At 69.1% G+C, this 23,366-nt stretch carries 34 protein-coding genes; all 34 read right to left on the bottom strand.

Translation table 11 applies throughout. The annotated features are described in order from the left end of the window. Positions 1 to 16 precede the first annotated feature (16 nt). Positions 17 to 853, bottom strand: coding sequence for a type I methionyl aminopeptidase (map, locus tag H9X71_RS12940; RefSeq protein ID WP_191147454.1), 837 nt, complete (start codon positions 851 to 853; stop codon positions 17 to 19). Positions 854 to 856: 3 nt separating this feature from the next. Beyond that, complete coding sequence (locus tag H9X71_RS12945) at positions 857 to 1,459, bottom strand: adenylate kinase (RefSeq protein WP_191147455.1); 603 nt, start codon at positions 1,457 to 1,459, stop codon at positions 857 to 859. Next, positions 1,456 to 2,778, bottom strand: a complete 1,323-nt coding sequence (secY, locus tag H9X71_RS12950) for a preprotein translocase subunit SecY (protein WP_043584314.1) — start codon at positions 2,776 to 2,778, stop codon at positions 1,456 to 1,458. The genes H9X71_RS12945 and secY overlap by 4 nt, the downstream gene beginning before the upstream one ends. Before the next feature lie 124 nt (positions 2,779 to 2,902). After that, complete coding sequence (gene rplO / locus H9X71_RS12955; protein ID WP_191147456.1) at positions 2,903 to 3,481, bottom strand: 50S ribosomal protein L15; 579 nt, start codon at positions 3,479 to 3,481, stop codon at positions 2,903 to 2,905. Next, positions 3,481 to 3,663 (bottom strand): 50S ribosomal protein L30, encoded by a 183-nt coding sequence (rpmD, locus tag H9X71_RS12960; RefSeq protein WP_012039289.1) that lies wholly within the window; start codon positions 3,661 to 3,663, stop codon positions 3,481 to 3,483. The genes rplO and rpmD overlap by 1 nt, the downstream gene beginning before the upstream one ends. Beyond that, positions 3,663 to 4,328 carry a 30S ribosomal protein S5 gene (gene rpsE, locus H9X71_RS12965; protein ID WP_012039290.1) on the bottom strand — a complete coding sequence of 222 codons (666 nt, stop codon included), beginning with the start codon at positions 4,326 to 4,328 and terminating at the stop codon, positions 3,663 to 3,665. Before rpsE ends, rpmD begins: the two co-directional genes overlap by 1 nt. A gap of 35 nt (positions 4,329 to 4,363) precedes the next feature. Continuing rightward, positions 4,364 to 4,735, bottom strand: coding sequence for a 50S ribosomal protein L18 (gene rplR, locus H9X71_RS12970; RefSeq protein ID WP_012039291.1), 372 nt, complete (start codon positions 4,733 to 4,735; stop codon positions 4,364 to 4,366). 2 nt (positions 4,736 to 4,737) lie between these two features. Continuing rightward, complete coding sequence (gene rplF, locus H9X71_RS12975) at positions 4,738 to 5,274, bottom strand: 50S ribosomal protein L6 (RefSeq protein WP_191147457.1); 537 nt, start codon at positions 5,272 to 5,274, stop codon at positions 4,738 to 4,740. A gap of 4 nt (positions 5,275 to 5,278) precedes the next feature. Beyond that, complete coding sequence (gene rpsH, locus H9X71_RS12980) at positions 5,279 to 5,677, bottom strand: 30S ribosomal protein S8 (RefSeq protein ID WP_012039293.1); 399 nt, start codon at positions 5,675 to 5,677, stop codon at positions 5,279 to 5,281. Between the two features lie 129 nt (positions 5,678 to 5,806). Further along, positions 5,807 to 6,403, bottom strand: coding sequence for a 50S ribosomal protein L5 (gene rplE / locus H9X71_RS12985; protein WP_191147458.1), 597 nt, complete (start codon positions 6,401 to 6,403; stop codon positions 5,807 to 5,809). A 2-nt stretch (positions 6,404 to 6,405) separates the two neighbouring features. Next, a complete protein-coding gene (gene rplX / locus H9X71_RS12990) occupies positions 6,406 to 6,765 on the bottom strand; it encodes a 50S ribosomal protein L24 (protein WP_043668810.1) in 360 nt (119 codons plus the stop codon). Between the two features lie 2 nt (positions 6,766 to 6,767). Continuing rightward, positions 6,768 to 7,136, bottom strand: a complete 369-nt coding sequence (gene rplN / locus H9X71_RS12995; protein WP_012039296.1) for a 50S ribosomal protein L14 — start codon at positions 7,134 to 7,136, stop codon at positions 6,768 to 6,770. A gap of 28 nt (positions 7,137 to 7,164) precedes the next feature. Continuing rightward, positions 7,165 to 7,461, bottom strand: coding sequence for a 30S ribosomal protein S17 (gene rpsQ, locus H9X71_RS13000; RefSeq protein ID WP_063070795.1), 297 nt, complete (start codon positions 7,459 to 7,461; stop codon positions 7,165 to 7,167). 2 nt (positions 7,462 to 7,463) lie between these two features. Then, a complete protein-coding gene (gene rpmC / locus H9X71_RS13005) occupies positions 7,464 to 7,790 on the bottom strand; it encodes a 50S ribosomal protein L29 (RefSeq protein ID WP_012039298.1) in 327 nt (108 codons plus the stop codon). After that, positions 7,790 to 8,209, bottom strand: coding sequence for a 50S ribosomal protein L16 (gene rplP / locus H9X71_RS13010; protein WP_191147459.1), 420 nt, complete (start codon positions 8,207 to 8,209; stop codon positions 7,790 to 7,792). The genes rpmC and rplP overlap by 1 nt, the downstream gene beginning before the upstream one ends. A 2-nt stretch (positions 8,210 to 8,211) precedes the next feature. After that, a complete protein-coding gene (gene rpsC / locus H9X71_RS13015) occupies positions 8,212 to 9,009 on the bottom strand; it encodes a 30S ribosomal protein S3 (protein ID WP_012039300.1) in 798 nt (265 codons plus the stop codon). After that, entirely contained in the window at positions 9,009 to 9,401 is a 393-nt protein-coding gene (gene rplV / locus H9X71_RS13020; protein ID WP_116054425.1) for a 50S ribosomal protein L22, read from the bottom strand. The genes rpsC and rplV overlap by 1 nt, the downstream gene beginning before the upstream one ends. A gap of 25 nt (positions 9,402 to 9,426) precedes the next feature. Further along, complete coding sequence (gene rpsS, locus H9X71_RS13025) at positions 9,427 to 9,708, bottom strand: 30S ribosomal protein S19 (RefSeq protein WP_012039302.1); 282 nt, start codon at positions 9,706 to 9,708, stop codon at positions 9,427 to 9,429. Positions 9,709 to 9,720: 12 nt separating this feature from the next. Then, complete coding sequence (gene rplB, locus H9X71_RS13030) at positions 9,721 to 10,560, bottom strand: 50S ribosomal protein L2 (RefSeq protein ID WP_191147460.1); 840 nt, start codon at positions 10,558 to 10,560, stop codon at positions 9,721 to 9,723. Positions 10,561 to 10,582: 22 nt separating this feature from the next. Next, positions 10,583 to 10,882, bottom strand: coding sequence for a 50S ribosomal protein L23 (rplW, locus tag H9X71_RS13035; RefSeq protein ID WP_191147461.1), 300 nt, complete (start codon positions 10,880 to 10,882; stop codon positions 10,583 to 10,585). Further along, the gene (gene rplD / locus H9X71_RS13040) at positions 10,879 to 11,535 is read right to left on the bottom strand and encodes a 50S ribosomal protein L4 (protein WP_191147462.1); all 657 of its coding nucleotides are present in this window, start codon (positions 11,533 to 11,535) and stop codon (positions 10,879 to 10,881) included. Before rplD ends, rplW begins: the two co-directional genes overlap by 4 nt. Positions 11,536 to 11,537: 2 nt before the next feature. After that, entirely contained in the window at positions 11,538 to 12,191 is a 654-nt protein-coding gene (gene rplC, locus H9X71_RS13045; RefSeq protein ID WP_094116588.1) for a 50S ribosomal protein L3, read from the bottom strand. A gap of 8 nt (positions 12,192 to 12,199) precedes the next feature. Further along, on the bottom strand, positions 12,200 to 12,508 hold the full coding sequence (rpsJ, locus tag H9X71_RS13050) for a 30S ribosomal protein S10 (RefSeq protein ID WP_012039307.1): 309 nt from the start codon (positions 12,506 to 12,508) through the stop codon (positions 12,200 to 12,202). 437 nt (positions 12,509 to 12,945) lie between these two features. After that, positions 12,946 to 13,914: a DNA topoisomerase IB gene (locus H9X71_RS13055; RefSeq protein WP_191147463.1), complete on the bottom strand. Its 969-nt coding sequence runs from the start codon at positions 13,912 to 13,914 to the stop codon at positions 12,946 to 12,948. A 155-nt stretch (positions 13,915 to 14,069) separates the two neighbouring features. After that, complete coding sequence (gene tuf, locus H9X71_RS13060; RefSeq protein WP_191147464.1) at positions 14,070 to 15,263, bottom strand: elongation factor Tu; 1,194 nt, start codon at positions 15,261 to 15,263, stop codon at positions 14,070 to 14,072. 114 nt (positions 15,264 to 15,377) lie between these two features. Further along, the gene (fusA, locus tag H9X71_RS13065; RefSeq protein ID WP_191147465.1) at positions 15,378 to 17,492 is read right to left on the bottom strand and encodes an elongation factor G; all 2,115 of its coding nucleotides are present in this window, start codon (positions 17,490 to 17,492) and stop codon (positions 15,378 to 15,380) included. Positions 17,493 to 17,539: 47 nt separating this feature from the next. Next, the gene (rpsG, locus tag H9X71_RS13070) at positions 17,540 to 18,010 is read right to left on the bottom strand and encodes a 30S ribosomal protein S7 (protein ID WP_012039311.1); all 471 of its coding nucleotides are present in this window, start codon (positions 18,008 to 18,010) and stop codon (positions 17,540 to 17,542) included. Then, entirely contained in the window at positions 18,010 to 18,384 is a 375-nt protein-coding gene (rpsL, locus tag H9X71_RS13075) for a 30S ribosomal protein S12 (RefSeq protein ID WP_012039312.1), read from the bottom strand. The genes rpsG and rpsL overlap by 1 nt, the downstream gene beginning before the upstream one ends. Before the next feature lie 264 nt (positions 18,385 to 18,648). Further along, a complete protein-coding gene (locus H9X71_RS13080; protein ID WP_191147466.1) occupies positions 18,649 to 19,074 on the bottom strand; it encodes a DUF6121 family protein in 426 nt (141 codons plus the stop codon). Between the two features lie 19 nt (positions 19,075 to 19,093). Continuing rightward, positions 19,094 to 20,116 carry a hypothetical protein gene (locus H9X71_RS13085; RefSeq protein ID WP_191147467.1) on the bottom strand — a complete coding sequence of 341 codons (1,023 nt, stop codon included), beginning with the start codon at positions 20,114 to 20,116 and terminating at the stop codon, positions 19,094 to 19,096. 73 nt (positions 20,117 to 20,189) lie between these two features. Further along, a complete protein-coding gene (locus H9X71_RS13090) occupies positions 20,190 to 21,020 on the bottom strand; it encodes an amino acid ABC transporter ATP-binding protein (protein WP_280527973.1) in 831 nt (276 codons plus the stop codon). After that, positions 21,007 to 21,672 carry an amino acid ABC transporter permease gene (locus H9X71_RS13095; protein ID WP_191147468.1) on the bottom strand — a complete coding sequence of 222 codons (666 nt, stop codon included), beginning with the start codon at positions 21,670 to 21,672 and terminating at the stop codon, positions 21,007 to 21,009. The genes H9X71_RS13090 and H9X71_RS13095 overlap by 14 nt, the downstream gene beginning before the upstream one ends. A gap of 45 nt (positions 21,673 to 21,717) precedes the next feature. Next, positions 21,718 to 22,566 (bottom strand): amino acid ABC transporter substrate-binding protein, encoded by an 849-nt coding sequence (locus tag H9X71_RS13100; RefSeq protein ID WP_191149190.1) that lies wholly within the window; start codon positions 22,564 to 22,566, stop codon positions 21,718 to 21,720. Between the two features lie 192 nt (positions 22,567 to 22,758). Continuing rightward, a complete protein-coding gene (locus H9X71_RS13105; protein WP_244961931.1) occupies positions 22,759 to 23,238 on the bottom strand; it encodes a hypothetical protein in 480 nt (159 codons plus the stop codon). Positions 23,239 to 23,366 lie beyond the last annotated feature (128 nt).

Genomic DNA, 23,366 nt, shown 5'->3' on the forward strand with positions numbered 1-23,366 from the left:
CAGCGGTCGGCGACGCTCAGGGAGCGACGGGGGTGACGCCGAGCGGCACGAGACGCGAGGCCCCGCCGTCGGCGAGCGTGAGCACCCAGATGCCGCGCGCGTGCACGGCGACGGAGTGCTCCCAGTGCGAGGCCATGCTGCCGTCGACGGTGGCGACGGTCCAGTCGTCGTCGAGGACGCGCGTCTCCGCCTCGCCGTCGGTGATCATCGGCTCGATGGCGACGACGAGCCCGGGCTTCACGGCCGGGCCCTTGCCGCGCACGCGGTAGTTGAACACCGGCGGATCCTCGTGCATGCTCCGGCCGATGCCGTGGCCCGTGTAGTCCATGACGATGCCGAACGCGCCGGCCGCCTCGACGCTCTCCTCGACGGCCTCCCCCACCTCGTTGAGGTGCGACGCGGTCGCGAGCCGGGCGATGCCGGCCCACAGCGAGTCCTCGGTGACGCGGGACAGGAGCTCGCGCGCCTCCACGACGTCCGGGCGCGCGGGATCCGGGACCACCACGGTCGTCGCCGAGTCGCCGTTCCAGCCGTCGATCTCCGCGCCGCTGTCGACCGAGACGATGTCGCCCGGCTGCAGCACGCGGTCGCCGGGGATGCCGTGCACGACCTCGTCGTTCACGGAGACGCACACCGTGTGGCGGTACCCCGGCACGAGCTGGAAGTTCGAGTGCCCGCCGAGCGCGCGGATGGCGGCGTCGGCCGCGGCGTCCAGCTCGCCGGTGGTGACGCCCGGCGCGATGAGCTCGCGCACGGCATCCAGCGACGCGGCGGTCGCGAGGCCGGGCGCCACCATGCGGCGGATCTCGTCGGGGGTCTTGTAGATCCCCGGCGTGCGGCGGAGCGCTCCCACGGGCTAGGCGCGGCCGGCGTCGGTGGCGGAGCGGACGCCCCGGGCCGCGAGGGCCTCGCGGATGCGCGCGGCGACCTCGTCGACCTCGCCCAGGCCGTCGACCTCGAGCAGCAGCCCGCGGTCGCGATACACGGCGATGAGGGGCGACGTCTCGCGGACGTACACCTCCTGGCGGTGACGGATGGCGTCCTCGCTGTCGTCCGCGCGTCCCTGCTCGGTGGCGCGGCGCGTGAGGCGGGCGACGACCTCCTCCTCGTCGGCGACGAGCTGGATGACGGCGTCGAGCTCCTGGCCCCAGCCCTGCAGCAGCTCCTCCAGGTACGCGACCTGGTCGAGCGTGCGCGGGTACCCGTCGAGCAGGAAGCCCGCCTGCGCGTCCTCCTCCTGGAGCCGGCCGGTGACGAGCCGGTTGGTCAGCTCGTCCGGCACGTAGTTGCCCGCGTCGACGAGCGCCTGCACCTGCTGGCCGAGCTCGGTGCCGTCCTTGATGTTCTGGCGGAAGATGTCGCCCGTCGAGATGTCGGGGATGCCGAAGTCGGCCGCGATGCGCTTCGCCTGCGTGCCCTTGCCCGCACCGGGCGGGCCGACGATGAGGAGCCGGGTCACTTCAGGAGCCCCTCGTAGTGGCGCTGCTGCAGCTGCGAGTCGATCTGCTTCACCGTCTCGAGGCCGACGCCCACCACGATGAGGATGCTGGCGCCGCCGAACGGGAAGTTCTGGTTCGCGCCGACGAGCGACAGGGCGATGAGCGGCAGGAGCGCGATGAGGCCGAGGTACAGCGAGCCCGGCAGCGTGATGCGCGTGAGCACGTAGTCGAGGTACTCGGCCGTGGGGCGTCCCGCGCGGATGCCGGGGATGAAGCCGCCGTACTTCTTCATGTTGTCGGCGACCTCCTCCGGGTTGAAGGTGATGGCGACGTAGAAGTACGTGAAGCCGACGATGAGCAGGAAGTACATCGCCATGTAGAGCGGGTGGTCGCCCGTGGTGAGGTTGTCGGTGATCCACTGCACCCACGGTGCCGGCGGCTGGCCGACGGGCGGCTGGTTGAACTGCGCGACGAGCGCGGGCAGGTACAGCAGCGACGACGCGAAGATGACGGGCACGACGCCGGCCATGTTCACCTTGATGGGGATGTAGGTGTTGTTGCCGCCGTAGGTGCGGCGCCCGACCATGCGCTTGGCGTACTGCACGGGGATGCGGCGCTGCGACTGCTCGACGTAGACGACGGCGGCGACGACCAGGAGGCCGACGAGGATGACCAGGAGGAAGACCTCCCAGCCGCGGCTCTGCTGGATGGCGATGAGCGAGGTCGGGAACGCCGCGGCGACCGACGTGAAGATGAGGAGCGACATGCCGTTGCCGATGCCGCGCTCGGTGATGAGCTCGCCCATCCACATGATGAGGCCGGTGCCGGCGGTCATCGTGATGACCATGAGCATGATCGCGTACCAGGCGTCGTTCGTCACGAGCTGCGTGCAGGCGCTGACGTTGGTCTGGCCGAACAGCGCACCGCTGCGCGCGACCGTGATGAGCGTCGTGGACTGGAGCACCGCGAGGGCGATCGTGAGGTAGCGCGTGTACTGCGTGAGCTTGGCCTGGCCGGACTGGCCCTCCTTGTAGAGGGTGTCGAAGTGCGGGATGACCACGCGGAGCAGCTGGACGATGATCGACGCCGTGATGTACGGCATGATGCCCAGCGCGAAGATGGAGAGCTTCAGCAGCGCACCGCCGCTGAAGAGGTTGACGAGCTCGTAGAGGCCCGAGGTGCCCTGGTTGGCCGCGAGGCACGACTGCACGTTGGCGAAGTCGACGAACGGCGCCGGGATGAAGGATCCGAGGCGGAAGAGGGCGATGATGCCCAGCGTGAAGCCGATCTTGCGACGCAGATCGGGGGTGCGGAAGATCCTGACGACGGCGCTCAACACGGAGGGTGTCCTGCTTTCTGTGGGAGGTCCGCCGGAAGGCGGGGGTCGGGCCGACCCGGTGCGGCCCCAGTAGCCGGGAGGGGCGGCCGGATTCCCGACCGCCCCTCCCGTGCGTCCTGCAGTGCTACTTGACGGAGCCGCCTGCTGCGACGATCTTCTCCGCAGCGGAGCCGGAGACCTTGTCGACAGCAACCGTCAGCTTAACCGAGATGTCGCCGTCGCCGAGGACCTTGACCTTCTCGTTCTTGCGGACGGCACCCTTGGCGACCAGGTCGCTCGTGGTGACGTCGCCGCCGTCGGGGTAGAGCGCGGCGAGCTTCTCCAGGTTCACGACCTGGTACTCGACGCGGAACGGGTTCTTGAACCCGCGGAGCTTCGGGGTGCGCATGTGCAGCGGCATCTGCCCGCCCTCGAAGCCGACGCGGACCGTGTAGCGGGCCTTCGTGCCCTTGGTGCCACGACCCGCGGTCTTGCCCTTCGAGCCCTCACCGCGGCCGACACGCTGGCGTGCCTTCTTGGCCCCGGCGGCGGGACGGAGGTGGTGGACCTTGAGGACCTGGTCGCGCTTGACCGTCTCCGTCGAGGCGACCGTGGTCGTCTCAGCGGAAGCGGCGGCGGCCGGGGCCTTCGCGGTCTTCTTGGGTGCGGCCTTGGCCGGCGCCTTCACGGGCGCCTGCTCGGCCGACTCGTTCTTCTCAGCCATCAGTCGATCTCCTCCACCTTCACCAGGTGCGCGACGGTGTTGACGTAGCCGCGGTTCTGGGCGTTGTCCTCTCGGACCACCACGGCACCGATGCGACGGAGCCCGAGGCTCCGCAGGGTGTCGCGCTGGTTCTGCTTCTCGCTGATCTTGGACTTGATCTGCGTCACTCGGAGCTGAGCCATCAGACACCTGCCTTCGCGTCGGCCTCGGCGCGCTGGGCGCGGAGGATGCGGGCCGGGACGACCTGCTCGAGCTCGAGGCCACGACGAGCTGCGACGGCGCGCGGCTCCTCGAGCTGCTTGAGCGCCTCCACCGTGGCGTGCACGATGTTGATCGTGTTCGACGAGCCGAGCGACTTGCTCAGGACGTCGTGGATGCCGGCGCACTCGAGCACCGCGCGGACGGGGCCACCGGCGATGACGCCAGTACCCGCGGACGCGGGACGCAGGAGGACGACTCCGGCGGAGGCCTCACCCTGCACGGCGTGCGGGATGGTCAGGCCGATGCGGGGGACGCGGAAGAAGTTCTTCTTCGCCTCCTCGACGCCCTTGGAGATGGCGGTCGGGACCTCGCGGGCCTTGCCGTAGCCGACGCCCACCAGTCCGTTGCCGTCTCCGACGATCACGAGCGCGGTGAAGCTGAAGCGACGACCGCCCTTGACGACCTTGGACACGCGGTTGATGGTGACGACGCGCTCCAGGAACTGGCTCTTGTCGGCATCACGGCCGCCGCGGCTGTCTCGGCCGCCCTGGTTCCGGTCGCGCCCGCCACGACGGCCCTCACGGCCCTCGTTCTGCGCGGGTGCGGTGGACGCCGCGGTCTCGACGGGCGTCTCCGCCACGGCCACGACCTCGGGCTCCTTGTTGTTGTTCTCGGCTGCGCTCACAGGCTCAGACCACCCTCTCGAGCTCCTTCGGCGATGGCCGCGACGCGTCCTGCGTAGCGGTTGCCACCACGATCGAATACGACGCTCTCCACGCCGGCCGCCTTGGCGCGCTCGGCGACGAGCTCGCCGACCTTGCGCGACTTGGCGGTCTTGTCGCCGTCGAACGTGCGCATGTCGGCCTCGAGGGTCGACGCGGACGCGACGGTGTGACCACGGCTGTCATCGACGACCTGCACGAAGACGTGACGGGCCGAACGGGTGACGACGAGGCGCGGACGCAGCTCGGTCCCCTCCACCTTCTTGCGCAGGCGTGCGTGCCTGCGACCGCGGGCGGCGGACTTGCTTTTTCCTCTAACTCCGAGAGCCATGATCACTTACCACTCTTTCCGGCCTTGCGGCGAACGTTCTCGCCGGCGTAGCGGACGCCCTTGCCCTTGTAGGGCTCGGGCTTGCGAATCTTGCGGATGTTGGCGGCCGTCTCGCCGACGAGCTGCTTGTCGATGCCGACGACGGTCATCTTGTTGACGCCCTCGACGGTGAAGCTGATGCCCGCGGGCGCCTCGACGTACACGGGGTGGGAGAAGCCGAGCGCGAACTCGACGCCCTTGTCCTTGAGCGCGACGCGGTAACCCGTGCCGACGATCTCGAGGCCCTTGGTGTAGCCGGTGGTGACGCCGACGATCTGGTTGGCGATGAGGCTGCGCGTGAGGCCGTGGAGCGAACGCGACTCGCGCTCGTCGTCCGGACGGGTGACGAGCACCTGCCCGTCCTGGACCTCGGCGCGGATGGGCTGGGCCACGGTGAGGCTCAGCTCGCCCTTGGGGCCCTTGACCGTGACGACCTGGCCGGCCACGGTGACGTCGACCCCTGCGGGGACGTCGATGGGGAGTCTTCCGATGCGGGACATGTCGTTACCACACGTAGGCGAGGACTTCCCCACCCACGCCCTTCTTCGCAGCCTGGCGGTCCGTGAGGAGCCCCGAGGAGGTGGACAGGATGGCGACCCCGAGGCCACCGAGGACCTGGGGGATCTCCGCGGACTTCGCGTACACGCGGAGGCCGGGCTTGGACACGCGCTTGATGCCCCGGATGGAGCGCTCGCGGTCCGGTCCGAACTTGAGGCTGAGCGTCAGCGTCTGGCCGACGCGGGCGTCCGCGACGTCCCAGCCGGCGATGAAGCCCTCGGACTTGAGGATGTCGGCGATGTGCGACTTGAGCTTGGAGTGCGGCATGGAGACCGTGTCGTGGTGCGCGGAGTTCGCGTTCCGGAGACGGGTCAGCATGTCGGCGACCGGGTCGGTCATTGTCATGTGTGGTGGTGCCTCTCTCGCCTGGTTTCGTTCATCCGGACACGGATGACGACCTGTGGTGGTGGCGGCGCCGGGCGGAGGTGCCCGGCGCCGATCGTGCGGTGGTGCTGGTCGTGCGGGTGGTGCGTGCTACGGCGTGTTCTCGGGCGTCTGGAACGGGAAGCCGAGCGCCTTGAGCAGCGCGCGTCCCTCGTCGTCCGTCCGAGCGGTCGTGACGACCGTGATGTCCATGCCGCGGACCCGGTCGATGCGGTCCTGGTCGATCTCGTGGAACATGGACTGCTCGTTGAGACCGAACGTGTAGTTGCCGTTGCCGTCGAACTGCCGGGGGCTGAGCCCGCGGAAGTCGCGGATGCGGGGCAGGGCGAGGGACAGCAGGCGGTCGAGGAACTCCCACATGCGGTCGCCGCGCAGCGTGACGTGGGTGCCGATGGCCTGGCCCTCACGCAGCTTGAACTGGGCGATCGACTTGCGGGCCTTCGTGACCTGCGGCTTCTGGCCCGTGATCTTGGTGAGGTCGGCGACCGCGCCGTCGATGATCTTGCCGTCGCGAGCCGCGTCGCCGACGCCCATGTTCACGACGATCTTCGTGAGCCCGGGCACCTGGTGCACGTTCGTGAAGCCGAGATCAGCGGTCAGCTGGCTGACGATCTCGGAGCGGTACTTCTGCTTCAGGCGCGGGAGCTGAGCGCCCTCGGCCGTGCCAGCGGTTGCGGTGTCGGTCATTGCTAGAGGTCCTTACCTGACTTCTTGGCGTAGCGCACGCGGACGGTCTTGGAGACCCCGTCCTTCTCGACCGTCTCGGTCCGGAAGCCGACGCGGGTGGGCTTCTTGGACTCGGGGTCGACGAGCGCGACGTTGGAGATGTGGATGGGCGCCTCGACGGTCTCGATGCCGCCGGTCTTGGAGCCGCGCTGCGTCTGGCCGACGCGGACGTGCTTCGTGATGAAGTTCACGCCCTCGACGACGACGCGGTTGCGCTCGACCAGGACGGACAGGACCTTGCCTTGCTTGCCCCGGTCGCCGCCCTTGGCCTGCGTGCGACCCGTGATGACCTGCACGAGGTCACCCTTCTTGATGTTCGCCATGACTAAATGACCTCCGGTGCCAGCGAGATGATCTTCATGAACTTCTTGTCCCGGAGCTCGCGGCCCACCGGTCCGAAGATGCGGGTGCCGCGGGGCTCCCCGTTGCTGTTCAGGATGACGGCGGCGTTCTCGTCGAACTTGATGTACGAGCCGTCGGGACGGCGCGTCTCCTTCTTGGTGCGGACGATGACGGCCTTGACGACCTCGCCCTTCTTGACGTTGCCACCGGGGATCGCGTCCTTGACGGTCGCGACGATGACGTCGCCGAGGCCGGCGTAGCGACGACCCGAGCCACCGAGCACGCGGATGGTCAAGATCTCCTTGGCACCCGTGTTGTCCGCGATCTTGAGGCGGGATTCCTGCTGAATCACTGTTGCTCCTTCATCCAAGCAGCCGGGGCTACTTGGCCTTCTCGAGGATCTCGACCAGGCGCCAGCGCTTGGAGGCGCTGAGGGGACGGGTCTCGTTGATGAGGACCAGGTCGCCGATGCCGGCGGTGTTCGCCTCGTCGTGCGCCTTGACCTTGGAGGTGCGGCGGATGACCTTGCCGTACAGCGGGTGCTTCACGCGGTCCTCGACCTCGACGACGATGGTCTTGTCCATCTTGTCGCTGGTGACGTAGCCACGACGGGACTTGCGGTAGCCGCGGTCGACCGTCGCGGTGTCCGCCGTGTTCTTCTCTTCGGCGTTCGCCATGATCAAGCCTCCTCAGCCTTCTCGGTGACGGCGGCGTCGTCGGCCTTCGCGGCCTTCTTCGTCGCCTTCTTCTTCTCGGGCTTCTCGGGGACCTCGACGGGGGCGGGCGTGGCACGGATGCCCAGCTCGCGCTCGCGGATGACCGTGTAGATCCGAGCGATGTCGCGCTTGACCGCGCGGAGGCGGCCGTGGCTGTCGAGCTGACCGGTGGCCGACTGGAAGCGCAGGTTGAACAGCTCCTCCTTGGCCTTCTTCAGCTCTTCGACGAGTCGCTCGTCCTCGAAAGTGTCCAGCTCGACGGGGGCGAGCTCCTTGGAACCGATCGCCATTATGCGTCGCCTTCCTCGCGCTTGATGATGCGTGCCTTGAGGGGCAGCTTGTGGATGGCCCGGGTGAGCGCCTCGCGCGCCGTGACCTCGTCGACTCCGGAGAGCTCGAAGAGCACGCGGCCCGGCTTGACGTTCGCGACCCACCACTCGACCGAGCCCTTGCCGGAACCCATTCGGGTCTCGGCGGGCTTCTTGGTGAGCGGACGGTCGGGGAAGATGTTGATGTACACCTTGCCGCCGCGCTTGACGTGACGCGTCATGGCGATTCGAGCGGACTCGATCTGCCGGTTCGTCACGTAGGCGGGCGTGAGGGCCTGGATGCCGTACTCACCGAACGACACGGTGGTGCCACCGGTCGCGTGGCCGGTACGACCGGGGTGGTGCTGCTTGCGGTGCTTGACTCGACGGGGGATAAGCATGGTTACGCCTCAACTCCTGCTGCGGCGACCGGCGCTGCCTCGGCGGCCGGCGCGGTGCGCGGCGCGTTGGTGCGGCGATCCCCGGTCCGACCGTCGGAACGGTCGTTACGGCGCTCGGGGCGCGACGACTTCTGGTTCGCCTGCTCGCGAGCGAGATCCTTGTTGGTGATGTCGCCCTTGTAGACCCAGACCTTCACGCCGATGCGGCCGAAGGAGGTACGGGCCTCGTAGAAGCCGTAGTCGATGTTCGCGCGGAGGGTGTGCAGCGGCACGCGTCCCTCGCGGTAGAACTCCGACCGGCTCATCTCGGCGCCGCCGAGGCGGCCCGACACCTGGATGCGGACGCCCTTGGCGCCGGCGCGCTGGGCGCCCTGCAGGCCCTTGCGCATCGCGCGGCGGAACGCCACACGACCCGCGAGCTGCTCGGCGATGCCCTGGGCGACCAGCTGCGCCTCGGCCTCGGGGTTCTTCACCTCGAGGATGTTCAGCTGGATCTGCTTGCCCGTGAGCTTCTCGAGGTCGGCGCGGATGCGCTCGGCCTCGACGCCGCGGCGGCCGATGACGATGCCGGGGCGGGCCGTGTAGATGTCCACGCGGACACGGTCACGGGTGCGCTCGATCTCGATGCGCGCCACTCCGGCGCGGTCGAGGCTCGTCTTGAGCATGGTGCGGATGCGCACGTCCTCGGCGACGTAGTCGCTGTAACGCTGCCCCTTCTTCGTGCTGTCCGAGAACCAACGCGACACGTGGTCGGTGGTGATCCCGAGACGGAACCCGTACGGGTTGACCTTCTGTCCCATTACTTGCTCGCCTTCTTCGTGGTCGACGCCACGTCCGCCTCATCCGGCGTCGCGAGGACGACCGTGATGTGGCTGGTGCGCTTGTTGATACGGAATGCGCGACCCTGTGCGCGCGGCTGGAACCGCTTGAGGGTGGTGCCCTCGTCCACGAACGCCTTGGCGATGTAGAGGTCCTGCTCCGCGAGGAAGCTGTTGGACGCGTCGGCCTTGACCCGCGCGTTCGCCATGGCCGAGGCCACCAGCTTGTAGATCGGCTCGCTCGCGCCCTGCGGCGCGAACTTCAGGATGGCCAGGGCCTCCTCGGCCTGCTTCCCGCGGATCATGTCCACGACGCGACGGGCCTTCTGGGGGGTGACGCGGATGTGACGCACGCGTGCGATCGACTCCACCATTTCTCTCCTCCTTCTCGTCGCCGCGCTAGCGGCGACGACCCTTCTTGTCGTCCTTCACGTGGCCGCGGAAGGTGCGCGTGAGAGCGAACTCGCCGAGCTTGTGGCCCACCATCGACTCGGTGACGAACACCGGGACGTGCTTGCGACCGTCGTGCACCGCGATGGTGTGACCCAGCATCGCCGGGATGATCATCGAGCGGCGCGACCAGGTCTTGATCACGTTCTTGCTGCTGGCCTCGTTCGCCGAGATCACCTTGCGGAGCAGGTGGTCGTCGACGAAGGGGCCCTTCTTCAGACTGCGTGGCATCTTCTACAACTCCTACTTGCGCTTCTTGCCGGCGTTGCGGCGGCGAACGATGAGCTTGTCGCTGGGCTTGTTGATGTGGCGCGTGCGGCCTTCCTTCTGGCCCCACGGGCTGACCGGGTGGCGTCCACCGGAGGTCTTGCCCTCACCACCACCGTGCGGGTGGTCGACGGGGTTCATCGCGACACCGCGGACGGTCGGGCGGACGCCCTTCCAGCGCATGCGGCCGGCCTTGCCCCAGTTGATGTTCGACTGCTCGGCGTTGCCGACCTCGCCGATGGTCGCGCGGCAGCGCGAGTCGACGTTGCGGATCTCGCCGGAGGGCAGGCGCAGCTGGGCGTAGGGGCCGTCCTTCGCCACGAGGCGCACGGAGGCGCCGGCGGAGCGGGCCATCTTCGCGCCGCCGCCGGGGCGGAGCTCGATGGCGTGGATGACGGTACCCGTCGGGATGTTGCGCAGCGGCAGGTTGTTGCCGGGCTTGATGTCGGCCGTGGCGCCCGACTCGATCTTGTCGCCCTGCTTCAGCTTGTTCGGCGCGAGGATGTAGCGCTTCGTGCCGTCGATGAAGTGCAGGAGCGCGATGCGCGCCGTGCGGTTGGGGTCGTACTCGATGTGGGCGACGGTCGCGATGACGCCGTCCTTGTCGTTGCGCTTGAAGTCGATCACGCGGTACTGGCGCTTGTGGCCACCACCGATGTGACGGGTCGTGATCCGACCCTGGTTGTTGCGGCCACCGGTCTTGGAGAGCGGGCGGAGCAGCGACTTCTCGGGCGTCGAGCGCGTGATCTCCACGAAGTCGGCGACGGACGAACCGCGACGACCCGGGGTCGTGGGCTTGTACTTGCGAATAGCCATTGGTGTTTTCCTAGTCCCGGTCTCAGCCGACAGTCGTGAAGATGTCGATGGAGCCCGACTTGAGGGAGACGATGGCGCGCTTGGTGTCCTTGCGCTTGCCCAGGCCGAATTTCGTGCGGCGCGTCTTGCCCTGCTTGTTGAGCGTGTTGACCGACGCGACCTGCACGCCGAAGATCTTCTCGATCGCGAGCTTGATCTCGGTCTTGTTCGAGCGGGGGTCCACGATGAACGTGTACTTGCCCTGGTCGATCAGGCCGTAGCTCTTCTCGGAGACGACCGGCGCGATGATGATGTCGCGGGGGTCCTTCTGGGTGGCGCTCATGCGGCAACCTCTTCCTTGGCCGTCTTCGACTCGACGAACGCGTCGAACGCGCCCTTCGTGAAGACGATGTCGTCGCTCACGAGCACGTCGTACGCGTTGAGCTGGTCGTAGGACAGCACGTGGACCGTCGGGATGTTGCGCACGCTGCGGAGGCTGACCTCGTCGGTGCGCTCCAGCACGATGAGGACGTGCTTGCTCGTGGCGATGCCGTCGAGCAGCGCGACCACGGTCTTCGTCGAGGGCACGTCTCCGGCGGAGAGGCTCTCGATGACGTGGAGGCGGGCGCCGCGTGCGCGGTCGGAGAGGGCGCCGAGCAGAGCCGCGGCGATCATCTTCTTGGGGGTGCGCTGCGAGTAGTTGCGGGGCGTCGGTCCGTGGACGATGCCACCGCCGGTCATCTGGGGCGCGCGGATGGAGCCCTGACGAGCGCGGCCGGTGCCCTTCTGCTTGAACGGCTTGCGGCCGGCGCCGGAGACCTCGCCGCGGCCCTTGGTCTTGTGCGTTCCCTGGCGCGCCGCGGCGAGCTGGGCGACGACGACCTGGTGGATGAGCGGGACGTTGGTCTGCACGTCGAAGATCGACGCGGGCAGGTCGACCGCGCCGGTGACTGCACCGGTCGCGTCGAGGACGTCGAGCTGGGTGTCGGTAGCCATGACTACTTCCCCTTCACTGCGTTGCGGACGAAGACGATGCGGCCACGCGCGCCGGGCACTGCGCCCTTGACGAGCAGGAGGCCCTTCTCGGCGTCCACGCTGTGGACGACGAGGTTCAGCACGGTGACGCGCTCGCCGCCCATGCGACCGGCCATGCGCATGCCCTTGAAGACACGGCTGGGGGTCGAGGAGGCGCCGATGGAACCGGGCTTGCGGTGGTTGCGGTGCGAACCGTGCGAGGCGGAGACGCCCTTGAAGTTGTGGCGCTTCATGACGCCGGCGAAGCCCTTGCCCTTGCTGGTGCCGACGACGTCGACCTTGGTGCCGGCCTCGAAGGCGCCGACGGTGATCTCCTGGCCGAGCGAGTACTCGGCGAAGTCGGCCGTGCGGACCTCGGTGAGGTGGCGGCGCGGCGTGACGCCGGCCTTGTCGAAGTGGCCGGTGCTCGGCTTGTCGGCCTTGCGGGGGTCGATCTGGCCGTAGGCGATCTGGATCGCGCCGTAGCCGTCGACCTCGGGCGTGCGCACCTGGGTGACGACGTTCGGGGTGATCTGCACGACGGTCACGGGGATGAGCTTGTTGTTCTCGTCCCACACCTGCGTCATGCCCAGCTTCGTGCCGAGCAGACCGGTGAAAGTCCTGTTAGCGGTAGACATGGGTTCCCTTAGAGCTTGATCTCGATGTTGACGTCGGCCGGGAGGTCGAGTCGCATGAGCGAGTCGACCGCCTTCGGCGTCGGGTCGACGATGTCGATCAGACGCTTGTGCGTGCGCATCTCGAAGTGCTCGCGGCTGTCCTTGTACTTGTGGGGGGAACGGATCACGCAGATCACGTTCTTCTCCGTGGGCAGCGGCACCGGGCCGACGACCGTGGCGCCCGCGCGGGTCACCGTGTCGACGATCTTCCGGGCCGAGGAGTCGATGACCGAGTGGTCGTACGACTTAAGTCGGATGCGGATCTTCTGTCCCGCCATGTGTGACTCTCTCTCTTTCGTGCGTCATGCGGCCTCGGACCGTATTGGACGCGTGTGTCCCTCGCTCGGATCGGCCCGCCTCGTGGCGTGCTCCTCCGTGGTGCACCCGGGCGCGCATCGTGGGACGCGGCCTCGGGCAGCTCGTGCACCTGCCCGCATGCGGGCGCGGACGAGCGGTGCTCATCCGGTGGGTGTCGGGCTTGTGCTCTGCTGCCCGCGGCCTAACCTGCCCAGGGAGCGACGTGCGCTCCGGGCGGCTATGCACTGCCTGGCAGTGATCCGGTGTCTCGCGCGCTGGGCGCCGTGCACCGGAATGTTGAACTAGACGAGTTTGTCATAGTCCGGCCACACGTGCAACCCGGGCGTGTCGCGCCCACTCCCCCGTGTTTCCGGGGCTCCCGCCGCGTCCGGACGAGCGGCGGAGCGGGCCCGTCGCGTCACCGGAACAGCAGGTTGCGGAGCTCCGTCTCGCCCGAGCCCAGGCGCTGCGGGTCGATCGTCCGCCCGTGGGCGTACTCGTCGACGAGGCGCGGATCCACGTAGCTGTTCTTGGCGATGGTCGGGGTGTTGCTGAGGACCTCCGCGGCGTCGCGGTAGGCCTGCGCCAGCGCGCGCTGCCGCTTGCCCTTGGTCTGCTCCGGACCGTGCTTGGCGAGGCTGATCGCGGCGGCGACCGTGCCGTGCAGCGTCCGGAAGTCCTTCGCGGTGAACTCGCCGCCGGTGCGCTCGCGCACGTAGTCGTTGATGTCGGCGGCGCCCAGCGGGTGCCACTCGCCGTCGTCCTCGTACGCCAGCAGGCGCGCGTTGGGACCGCGGTCCTGGAGCCCGCGGACGACCTGCACGAGGTCGTGGTCGCGGATGTCGCTCGACCACTCCTGCCCGCTCTTGGCGGGGAACTCGAGGTGGACGACGTCGTCGTGGACCGTGACGTGCGAGCAGAGCAGCGTCGAGAGCCCGTGGCTGCCGTTCGACTCGGTGTACCGCTCGCTGCCGACCCGGAGGCTCCCGGTGTCGAGCATGCGGAAGCCGGCCGCGAGGGCGCGATCGCGCGTGTAGCCGTCCTGCCGGAGGTGCATCGTCACCTGGCGCCGGGCGGACGGCAGCGACTCGGCGAGCTGGAGCGCGCGGTCGAACTTGATGCGGTCCTTCTGCTCACGCCAGGTCGGGTGGTAGATGTACTGCCGGCGGCCGGCGCTGTCCATCCCCGTGGCCTGCACGTGGCCGTTCTCGTACGGCGCGATCCACACGTCGGTCCAGGCGGGCGGGATGCCGAGGTGCTCCATGCGGGCGCGCAGCGCCTTGTCGGTCACCCGGTTCCCGTCGGAGTCCAGGTAGGTCCAGCCCTTCCCGGCCCTCTTGCGCGTGTAGCCCTTGCCGGTGGCGTCGCTGCGCCGGAGTCTGACCATCATTCGAACCTACGCGCCGCCGGTCCGATCGTCGGTGCACGACCGATCAGAGCCCGGCTTCCGCAGGAGCCCGTGATCTCCGCCCTGGTTAACGGCCGACAGGGCCGGGCCATGACGGCCCGACCCTGTCGGAGGTGGTGCTGGTGGAGCTGGTGCTACTTGACGATCTTAGTGACCGTGCCGGCGCCGACGGTGCGGCCACCCTCACGGATGGCGAAGCCGAGGCCCTCCTCCATGGCGATCGGCTGGATCAGCGCGACGTTCATGTCGGTGGTGTCGCCGGGCATGACCATCTCGGTGCCCTCGGGCAGCGTGATGACGCCGGTGACGTCGGTGGTGCGGAAGTAGAACTGGGGGCGGTAGTTCCCGTAGAACGGGTTGTGACGGCCGCCCTCCTCCTTGGAGAGGATGTACGCGGTGCCCTCGAAGTCGGTGTGCGGCGTGACCGAACCCGGCTTGACGATGACCTGGCCGCGCTCGACGTCCTCGCGCTTCGTGCCGCGGAGCAGGAGACCGCAGTTCTCGCCGGCCCAGGCCTCGTCGAGCTGCTTGTGGAACATCTCGATGCCCGTGACGGTGGTCTTGACGGTGGGACGGATGCCCACGATCTCGACGTCCGAGTTGATGGCCAGCGTGCCGCGCTCCGCGCGACCCGTGACGACGGTTCCACGACCGGTGATCGTGAAGACGTCCTCGACGGGCATGAGGAACGGCTTGTCCTTGTCGCGGACGGGCTCGGGGATGGACTCGTCGACCGCCTCCATGAGCTTGACGATCTGCTCGACCCACTTCTCGTCGCCCTCGAGCGCCTTGAGGCCGGAGACCTGGACGACGGGGGCGTTGTCGCCGTCGAAGTCCTGGCTGGAGAGCAGCTCGCGGACCTCGAGCTCGACGAGCTCGAGGATCTCCTCGTCGTCGACCATGTCGGACTTGTTGAGCGCGACGAGCAGGTACGGCACGCCGACCTGCTTCGCGAGCAGCACGTGCTCGCGCGTCTGGGCCATCGGGCCGTCGGTGGCGGCGACCACGAGGATCGCGCCGTCCATCTGGGCCGCGCCGGTGATCATGTTCTTGATGTAGTCAGCGTGACCCGGGGCGTCGACGTGAGCGTAGTGACGCTTGGGCGTCTCGTACTCGACGTGCGAGATGTTGATCGTGATGCCGCGCTGGCGCTCCTCGGGAGCGGAGTCGATGGACGCGAAGTCGCGCTGCACGTTGGTCGCCGACGGGTACTTGTCCGCCAGGACCTTGGAGATCGCTGCCGTCAGCGTCGTCTTGCCGTGGTCGACGTGACCGATCGTTCCGATGTTGACGTGCGGCTTGGTCCGCTCGAACTTGGCCTTACCCACTGTGGGTCCTCCTCAGGACTCGGTGGCAGGGCGCCCGGTTGTTCCTCGGACGCCCTGCGGATTGGAGATGGTGCTTATGTTACTGAAACGGCGGATGCCGCTCGAACTGGAGGGCTACTCGCCCTTGTTCTTCTGGACGATCTCGTCGGCGACAGCCTTCGGGACCTCGGCGTAGCTGCCGAAGCTCATCGAGTACACCGCGCGGCCCGAGGTCTTGCTCCTCAGGTCGCCGACGTAGCCGAACATCTCCGACAGGGGGACGTTCGCCGTGATGACCTTGACGCCGCTGGCGTCCTCCATGGCCTGGATCTGGCCGCGGCGGGAGTTCAGGTCGCCGATGACGTCGCCCATGTACTCCTCGGGCGTGCGGACCTCGACGGCCATGAGCGGCTCGAGCAGGACGGGCTTCGCCTTGCGGGCCGCCTCCTTGAACGCCATGGAGCCGGCGATCTTGAACGCCATCTCCGAGGAGTCGACGTCGTGCGCCGCGCCGTCCAGCAGGGTCGCCTTGACGCCGACCATGGGGTAGCCCGCGAGGATGCCGACCTGGAGCGCGTCCTGGATGCCCGCGTCGACCGAGGGGATGTACTCCCGCGGGACGCGACCGCCGGTGACCTTGTTGTCGAACTCGTAGGTCTTCTCCGCGGTCACCTCCATGGGCTCGATCTTGATCTGGATCTTGGCGAACTGGCCCGATCCACCCGTCTGCTTCTTGTGGGTGAAGTCGTGCTTGTCGACGGTGCCGCGGATGGTCTCGCGGTACGCGACCTGCGGCTTGCCGACGTTCGCCTCGACGTTGAACTCGCGCTTCATGCGGTCGACCAGGATGTCGAGGTGGAGCTCGCCCATGCCCTTGATGACCGTCTGACCGGTCTCCTGGTTCTGCTCGGTGCGGAAGGTCGGGTCCTCCTCGGCGAGCTTCTGGATGGCGACACCCAGCTTCTCCTGGTCGGCCTTCGTCTTCGGCTCGATCGCGACCTCGATGACGGGCTCGGGGAACGTCATGGACTCGAGGACGATCTGGTCCGTCGGGTCGCAGAGCGTGTCGCCCGTGGTCGTGTCCTTGAGGCCGATGACCGCGTAGATGTGACCGGCGGTGACCGAGTCGACCGGGTTCTCCTTGTTGGAGTGCATCTGGAAGATCTTCCCGATGCGCTCCTTCTTGCCCTTGGTCGAGTTGATGACCTGCGAACCGCTCGCGATGTGGCCCGAGTAGACGCGCACGTAGGTGAGGCGACCGAAGAACGGGTGCACCGCGACCTTGAACGCGAGCGCCGAGAAGGGCTCGGTCGAGTCGGGCTTGCGGATGATGACCTTCTCCTCGTCGCGCACGTCGTGTCCCTCCATGGGGGGCACGTCGAGCGGGCTGGGGAGGTAGTCGATGACCGCGTCGAGCATCGGCTGGACGCCGCGGTTCTTGAACGCGGAGCCGCACAGCACGGGGTAGATCTCGCTGTTGACGGTGAGCTTGCGGATGGCGGCCTTGATCTCCGCCACCGTCAGCTCCTCGCCGCCGAAGTACTTCTCGAGCAGCGCGTCGTCGGTCTCGGCGACGGTCTCGAGCAGCTTGGCCCGGTACTCGTCCGCCTTCTCCTGGAGGTCCGCGGGGATCTCCTCGATGTCGTACTTCGCACCGAGCTCGACGTCTCCCTTGGAGTCGCCGCGCCAGGTCAGCGCGCGCATCTCGACGAGGTCGATGACGCCCTCGAAGCCGCCCTCCGCGCCGATGGGCAGCTGGATGACCAGCGGCTTCGCGCCGAGGCGGTTGATGATCGTGTCGACCGTGAAGTAGAAGTCGGCGCCGAGCTTGTCCATCTTGTTGACGAAGCAGATGCGCGGCACGTCGTACTTGTCGGCCTGGCGCCACACCGTCTCGGACTGGGGCTCGACGCCCTCCTTGCCGTCGAACACGGCGACCGCGCCGTCGAGGACGCGGAGCGAACGCTCCACCTCGACGGTGAAGTCGACGTGCCCGGGGGTGTCGATGATGTTGATCTGGTTCTTGTTCCAGAAGCACGTCGTCGCGGCGGACGTGATCGTGATGCCGCGCTCCTGCTCCTGGGCCATCCAGTCCATCGTGGCGGCGCCGTCGTGGACCTCGCCGATCTTGTGAGTGATGCCCGTGTAGTACAGGATGCGCTCGGTGGTGGTGGTCTTGCCGGCATCGATGTGAGCCATGATGCCGATGTTGCGGACCTTGTTCAGGTCGGTGAGCACGTCCTGTGCCACAGGTTCCTCCGAAAGGGGTTGGTGGTGCTGTCGAACGAGGTGGACGACTACCAGCGGTAGTGCGCGAAGGCCTTGTTCGACTCGGCCATCTTGTGGGTGTCCTCGCGGCGCTTGACCGCGGCACCGAGGCCGTTGGATGCGTCGAGGATCTCGTTGGTGAGACGCTCGGTCATGGTCTTCTCGCGACGCGACTTGGCGTACGTCGTGAGCCAGCGGAGCGCGAGGGTGTTCGCGCGGTGCGGCTTGACCTCGATCGGCACCTGGTAGGTGGAGCCACCCACGCGGCGCGAGCGGACCTCGAGGGCCGGGCGGACGTTGTCGAGCGCCTTCTTCAGCGTGACGACGGCGTCCTGGCCGTTCTTCGCGGCGACGCCGGCGAGGGCGTCGTAGACGATCTTCTCGGCGAGGCCCTTCTTGCCGTCGAGCAGGATCTTGTTGACGAGCTGGCTGACGATCGGCGCACCGTAGACGGGATCTGCGACGACAGGGCGCTTGGGGGCGGGACCCTTGCGAGGCATTACTTCTTCTCCATCTTCGCGCCGTACCGGCTGCGAGCCTGCTTGCGGTTCTTCACGGCCTGGGTGTCGAGCGCGCCGCGGACGATCTTGTATCGCACACCGGGGAGGTCCTTCACGCGACCGCCGCGGACGAGCACCATCGAGTGCTCCTGGAGGTTGTGGCCCTCACCGGGGATGTAGGCCGTGACCTCCTGGCCGTTGCTGAGCTTGACGCGGGCGACCTTGCGCAGAGCCGAGTTCGGCTTCTTGGGCGTGGTCGTGTAGACGCGGGTGCAGACGCCGCGCTGCTGGGGGTTGGCCTTCAGGGCGGGCGCCTTGGTCTTGACGACCTTGGGCGTGCGGCCCTTGCGGACCAGCTGCTGGATGGTGGGCACTACGGGACTCCTCGATGCTGCACGGTGACAGCGGGTTGATGGTCAGCATTCGACGCCCGCGGACGGGATCGAGTTCAACTGGACCCGCGCGTCCGCCGACCACGGGAGTGGAAGGCGCCGGCGGGTATGCCGTGGGGGCCGGCCGAGTGGCCGAACCCTGATCGGTGCGCTGACGGCCCGCTCGACTGCACCCGTTCCCGGGCACGACACGAGCGCACGCCGAAGCGCACACCCCCGCCACGATACAGTTCCGCGACTCGCCGGTCAAACGGTGGACGAGGGTCCGCGAGCGGCCAGGGCGACGGCGCCGAGGCCCAGGAGCGCGGAGACCCCGAGCACCGCGATCCCGAACGGATCGACCAGGTGGCGGATCGCGAAGGCGACGCTCGCGAACGCGTCGGCGCCGCCCGCGAGGTACACGACGGCGCCCACGAGCCCGTACGCCAGCCAGGCAGCCGCGCCCCAGCCGAGGACGGGGAGGACGGGGATCCGCCGCTCGCTGTCGGCCTCGCGCGCGGTGCGGACGAGGCCCCCGGCGAAGACGAGCGTGGCGCTGAGGACCATGACCGGACCGAGGAGGACGCCGGCGTCCCGCTCCGGGATCACGTCGTCACCGCCGAGCAGCGAGACGAAGCCGAAGATGCAGACCACCAGGGCGACGTGCAGTACGGCGGCCAGGAGGGGGATCACTCCCCCAGCCTGACACGCGTCAGCGGTGGTCCGGCTGCTCTGCCAGCTTGCGGTCGTACTCGGCGCGGGCCTCGACGTTCCGGGCCTTGACCCGGCGTCCGCGCGCGCTGATGCCGGCGCCGAGCCAGGTGACGAGCTCGCGGGCGAGGAAGCCGGCGAGGATCCCGTCGGGGAAGGTCACCGTGCGCTGGAGCAGGAGCGCCTGCTCCGACGGGGCGAGGTCCATGACGCCGCCCTGGAGGAGGCGCGTGCCGACGTACGCGGCGTAGACGAGGATCGCGACCGGCAGGCCGCCGAGGACGAAGGCCCACCACTTCCCGCGGTTGACCAGCAGCGCCAGCAGCACGAAGAGGACGAGGAAGGCGATGGTCGGCACGTAGAAGACGGGCGACAGGAGGTAGCGGCCGAAGACCTCGCCGAACGCGTCGGGGTTGCGGACCGAGGCGAGGAGGGCGGTGCCCAGCGAGTAGAGCAGGGCGAACAGGATGGCGGCGACGACCGCGATGAGGACGCCGAATCCGCGGTTGCCGCGCTTCACGGGCGGGACGGGCGCCTGGACGTAGATGGGCTGGGACTGCGACTGGCGCTGGCCCTCCTCGTCGCGCGCACGGCGGTCGCGCTCCTCGCGCTCGCGGGCGTCGGCCTCGCGGGCCTCGCGCTCGCGGCGCTCCCGGTCCTCGACGTCGCGCTGGCGGGCCTCGGCCTCGCGGGCCTGGGCCTCACGTGCCTCGGCCTCACGCGCCTCGGCCTCACGCGCCTCGGCCTCGCGGGCGTCGCGCTCGCGGGCGTCGCGGTCGCGCTCCTCGGACTCGCGGGCCTCGCGGTCGCGGGCCTCGCGCGCCTCGCGATCCCGGTCCTCATCGACGGGCGCCGCGAAGGCGGTCTGGTCGAAGGCGGAGGTGTCGGAGCGCGCGGCGTCGTGCCGGTCGGCGGGGCCGTCGTCGAACGCGGCGACGGCGGCCGTCTCGTCGGGGGTGCGGGGATCCAGCGGCTGGTCGGCCTCGTCGGACTGTCGGTGCGGGGCGGGCCTGTCGTCGGTCATGGCTCGAACCTACCGTCGGGCGGCGCCCCCGCCCGGGCGGCATGCCGGGGAGCGGCCAGAACGGACAGGCGGCCTAGAAGGGCTCGAGCAGGCGCTGCAGGAAGCGCCGCGTGCGCTCCTCGGCCGGGTGCTGCAGCACCTTCGAGGGGTGTCCGCGCTCGACGACGACGCCGCCGTCCATGAAGACGACCTCGTCCGCCACCTGCCGGGCGAACGCCAGCTCGTGCGTGACGATCACCATGGTCCAGGCCTCGTCGGCCAGCTCCTTGATGACGCTGAGCACCTCCCCCACGAGCTCGGGGTCGAGCGCCGACGTCGGCTCGTCGAACAGGAGGATCTGCGGCCGGAGCGCGAGCGCGCGCACGATGCCGACGCGCTGCTGCTGGCCGCCGGAGAGCTGGAAGGGGTGCTGGTCGCGCTTGTCGGCGAGGCCTACGCGGGCGAGCAGCTCCTCGGCCTCGCGCGTCGCCTCGGCCACGGGCCGGCGCTGGACCTGCACGGGACCCTCGATGACGTTCTCCAGCACGGTCTTGTGCGGGAAGAGGTTGTACTGCTGGAACACCATCGCCGAGCGGTCGCGGAGGGCGAGGAGCTCGCGGTTCCGCGGCCCGGACGCGAAGTCGACGCGGAGCGGGCCCGTGGTGCCGGCGCGGGAGTCGGGATCCGCGGCCGCCACCTCGACGACGCCCGCCTCCGGCGTCTCGAGGCCGTTGAGGGAGCGGAGGACGGTGGTCTTGCCCGAGCCGCTGGGGCCGATGAGCGCGGTCACGCCCCCGCGGAGGACCTCGAGGTCGATGGAGCGGAGCACCTCGTTGTCGCCGAACGACTTCCGGAGGCCGCGGACGGTGAGCACGGGCTCGCCGGGGGCGCGGTGCGGGGCGGGCGTGGGATCAGTGGGCGACATACCGGTCGAGCCTCCTCTCGAGGCGGGTCTGCGCGAAGGAGAGCACGAGGCAGACGAGCCAGTAGATCAGCGCGGCCTCGAGGTACAGCAGCATGTACTCGAACGTGGACGACGCGATGAGCTGGGCCTGCTTGAACAGCTCGGTCACGAGGATCACCGACGCGAGCGACGTGTCCTTCACGAGGCTGATGAAGGTGTTCGACAGCGGCGGGACGGAGACCCGGGCCGCCTGCGGCACGATGATCCGCCGCAGCGTCAGCGCGCGCGACATCCCGATGGTGTGTCCCGCCTCCCATTGCCCGCGCGGGACGGACAGGATCGACGCCCGGATGATCTCCGCCGCGTATCCGCCGACGTTCACCGACAGCGCGATGACCGCGCTCGGCCACGGCGGGAGCACGACGCCGATGGACGGCAGCCCGTAGAAGATCACGAACAGCTGCACCAGGAGCGGCGTGCCCCGCACGACGGAGATGTAGAACCGGGCGATGCCGGACACGAGCCGGTTGCCGTAGAGGCGCATGAGCGCGAGGCCCAGCGCGATGGCGAGGCCGAGCGCGAAGGTGACGAGCGCCAGGGGGATGGTGCCGCGGATCGTCTCGAGCGCGAGCGGCCCGATGGACGACCAGAACAGGTCCCACTCCCTCGACATGCGGTCCTCTCGTCCTCGTCCTCGTGGGTCAGCGTACGCGGAGGGCTACTGCGAGACGTCCTCGCCGAAGTACTTCTCGGAGATGGTCGCGAGCGTGCCGTCGGCGCGGAGCTCGGCGAGGGCGTCGTCGACCGCGGTCACGAGGTCGTCGCTGCCCTTGCGGAAGGCGAACGCGCTGAGCGACGGGTCGTCGGTCTCTGCCGCGACCTGCAGGTCGGAGTCGCCCTGCTGCTTCTGGTAGTCGAGGAGCGTCAGGCGGTCGTTGATGGTCGCGTCGACGCGGCCCTGCTGGAGGAGCGTGACGGCCTGCGCGAAGCCCTCGACGGCCTCGACCTTGGCGCCGCTCTCGGTGGCGAGCTCGTTCCAGTTGCTCGTGAGCGACTGCGCCGTGGTCTTGCCGGCGAGGTCGTCGAAGGAGGAGATGCCCGAGTCGGAGCCCTTGACGATGATGACGCCGGGCGAGACCGTGTACGGCTCGGAGAAGTCGTAGACGGCCTCGCGGTCGTCGTTGACGGAGATCTGGTTGGCGATGACGTCCCAGCGTCCGGCCTCGAGTCCCGCGAAGATCCCGTCGAACTGGGTCTCCTCGAAGACCGGCTCCACGCCGAGCTTCTCCGCGACCGCGGTCGCGATGTCGACGTCGTAGCCCGTGAGCGCGCCCGAGCCGGATCCCTCGTGGAAGGAGAACGGCGAGTAGGTGCCCTCGGTGCCGATGACGAGCTTCCCCGCGGCCTGCACGTCGGCGAGGCTCGAGGCGGCGGCCGGGCTGGCCGACGGGTCCGTCGCGGATCCGCTGCCCGCGTCGCCCGACGCGCAGCCCGCGAGGCCGAGGGCGGCCACGGCGACGAGGCCGGTGAGGGCGAGGGAGGGGCGGATGCGGGACAGGAGGCTCATGGGGGTCCTTGCGGTCACGGCGGTCCTCGGGAGCGGGGACGCCTCGTGCGGGTGCTGTGCGGGTGATGCGGCGCCGGGTGCCGGGAAGGGTCCCGGGAGCGCCGACCGCCATCGTCTCAACGCCTGCGTCGCGTCGGTATTCCCGTGTCGTCGCATGACGGGCGCACCCGCGCCCCGGGGGCACCCGCGTCGCTAGAAGAGCGGCTCGGGATCCGTGTCGTCGCCCTCGTCCGAGACGGGGCCGATCTCGCCCTCGAGCTCCGCGAGCCGCAGGTTGACGACGCGGTCGAGCGCCTGGCGGATGACGGGCGCGAGGGGCGTCAGCTCGCGGGCCAGCGCCTGGTCGACGACCTGCTGGATCTCCGCGGCGCGCTCCCCGTAGTCCACGAACGCGGGCATGCCGAAGGGGTGGTCGCGGTACACCGGGCCGCGGGTCTCGCGGTACAGGCGCTCGCGGGCGTCGAGGGCCGCCTCCGCGCGCGCCGTCTCGAGCGCGGCGATCAGCGGGTGGATCGCGGTGTGCGGGGCGTCGCGCGGGATCGCCTCGTGGCCCGTGAAGGACGAGGCGTCGCAGGCGGGGCAGGACCCGGACCCGCCGCCCGGGGCGGGCGCGTCCTCCGTCGCGTGCCGGAGGGCGTGCGCGCGCCAGGCCAGGACCACGTCCTCCAGCATCCGCACGTCCGACGCCTCCCCGGGTCCCGGCGCGGGTCACCGGGTCGCCCCACTGTATCGCCGGGCCGACGGGCGCCCGGGAGGCGGGACCCGGGCGCGGGGAGCCCGGGGACGAGGAAGGGCCCCGC

This window comes from Clavibacter zhangzhiyongii (genome assembly GCF_014775655.1).
GTDB classification, from domain to species: domain Bacteria; phylum Actinomycetota; class Actinomycetes; order Actinomycetales; family Microbacteriaceae; genus Clavibacter; species Clavibacter zhangzhiyongii.

What these genes read in the sequence shown, in the direction of transcription:
- rplO (WP_191147456.1), bottom strand. Translation starts at nt 3,481, where the DNA reads ATGGCTGAGAAGAACGAGTCGGCCGAGCAGGCGCCCGTGAAGGCGCCG.
- rpmD (WP_012039289.1), bottom strand. Translation starts at nt 3,663, where the DNA reads ATGGCTCAGCTCCGAGTGACGCAGATCAAGTCCAAGATCAGCGAGAAG.
- rplR (WP_012039291.1), bottom strand. Translation starts at nt 4,735, where the DNA reads ATGGCTCTCGGAGTTAGAGGAAAAAGCAAGTCCGCCGCCCGCGGTCGC.
- rplF (WP_191147457.1), bottom strand. Translation starts at nt 5,274, where the DNA reads ATGTCCCGCATCGGAAGACTCCCCATCGACGTCCCCGCAGGGGTCGAC.
- rpsH (WP_012039293.1), bottom strand. Translation starts at nt 5,677, where the DNA reads ATGACAATGACCGACCCGGTCGCCGACATGCTGACCCGTCTCCGGAAC.
- rplE (WP_191147458.1), bottom strand. Translation starts at nt 6,403, where the DNA reads ATGACCGACACCGCAACCGCTGGCACGGCCGAGGGCGCTCAGCTCCCG.
- rplX (WP_043668810.1), bottom strand. Translation starts at nt 6,765, where the DNA reads ATGGCGAACATCAAGAAGGGTGACCTCGTGCAGGTCATCACGGGTCGC.
- rpsQ (WP_063070795.1), bottom strand. Translation starts at nt 7,461, where the DNA reads ATGGCGAACGCCGAAGAGAAGAACACGGCGGACACCGCGACGGTCGAC.
- rpmC (WP_012039298.1), bottom strand. Translation starts at nt 7,790, where the DNA reads ATGGCGATCGGTTCCAAGGAGCTCGCCCCCGTCGAGCTGGACACTTTC.
- rplP (WP_191147459.1), bottom strand. Translation starts at nt 8,209, where the DNA reads ATGCTTATCCCCCGTCGAGTCAAGCACCGCAAGCAGCACCACCCCGGT.
- rpsC (WP_012039300.1), bottom strand. Translation starts at nt 9,009, where the DNA reads ATGGGACAGAAGGTCAACCCGTACGGGTTCCGTCTCGGGATCACCACC.
- rplV (WP_116054425.1), bottom strand. Translation starts at nt 9,401, where the DNA reads ATGGTGGAGTCGATCGCACGCGTGCGTCACATCCGCGTCACCCCCCAG.
- rpsS (WP_012039302.1), bottom strand. Translation starts at nt 9,708, where the DNA reads ATGCCACGCAGTCTGAAGAAGGGCCCCTTCGTCGACGACCACCTGCTC.
- rplB (WP_191147460.1), bottom strand. Translation starts at nt 10,560, where the DNA reads ATGGCTATTCGCAAGTACAAGCCCACGACCCCGGGTCGTCGCGGTTCG.
- rplW (WP_191147461.1), bottom strand. Translation starts at nt 10,882, where the DNA reads ATGAGCGCCACCCAGAAGGACCCCCGCGACATCATCATCGCGCCGGTC.
- rplD (WP_191147462.1), bottom strand. Translation starts at nt 11,535, where the DNA reads ATGGCTACCGACACCCAGCTCGACGTCCTCGACGCGACCGGTGCAGTC.
- rplC (WP_094116588.1), bottom strand. Translation starts at nt 12,191, where the DNA reads ATGTCTACCGCTAACAGGACTTTCACCGGTCTGCTCGGCACGAAGCTG.
- rpsJ (WP_012039307.1), bottom strand. Translation starts at nt 12,508, where the DNA reads ATGGCGGGACAGAAGATCCGCATCCGACTTAAGTCGTACGACCACTCG.
- H9X71_RS13055 (WP_191147463.1), bottom strand. Translation starts at nt 13,914, where the DNA reads ATGGTCAGACTCCGGCGCAGCGACGCCACCGGCAAGGGCTACACGCGC.
- rpsG (WP_012039311.1), bottom strand. Translation starts at nt 18,010, where the DNA reads ATGCCTCGCAAGGGTCCCGCCCCCAAGCGCCCTGTCGTCGCAGATCCC.
- H9X71_RS13085 (WP_191147467.1), bottom strand. Translation starts at nt 20,116, where the DNA reads ATGACCGACGACAGGCCCGCCCCGCACCGACAGTCCGACGAGGCCGAC.
- H9X71_RS13090 (WP_280527973.1), bottom strand. Translation starts at nt 21,020, where the DNA reads ATGTCGCCCACTGATCCCACGCCCGCCCCGCACCGCGCCCCCGGCGAG.
- H9X71_RS13095 (WP_191147468.1), bottom strand. Translation starts at nt 21,672, where the DNA reads ATGTCGAGGGAGTGGGACCTGTTCTGGTCGTCCATCGGGCCGCTCGCG.
- H9X71_RS13100 (WP_191149190.1), bottom strand. Translation starts at nt 22,566, where the DNA reads ATGAGCCTCCTGTCCCGCATCCGCCCCTCCCTCGCCCTCACCGGCCTC.
- H9X71_RS13105 (WP_244961931.1), bottom strand. Translation starts at nt 23,238, where the DNA reads ATGCTGGAGGACGTGGTCCTGGCCTGGCGCGCGCACGCCCTCCGGCAC.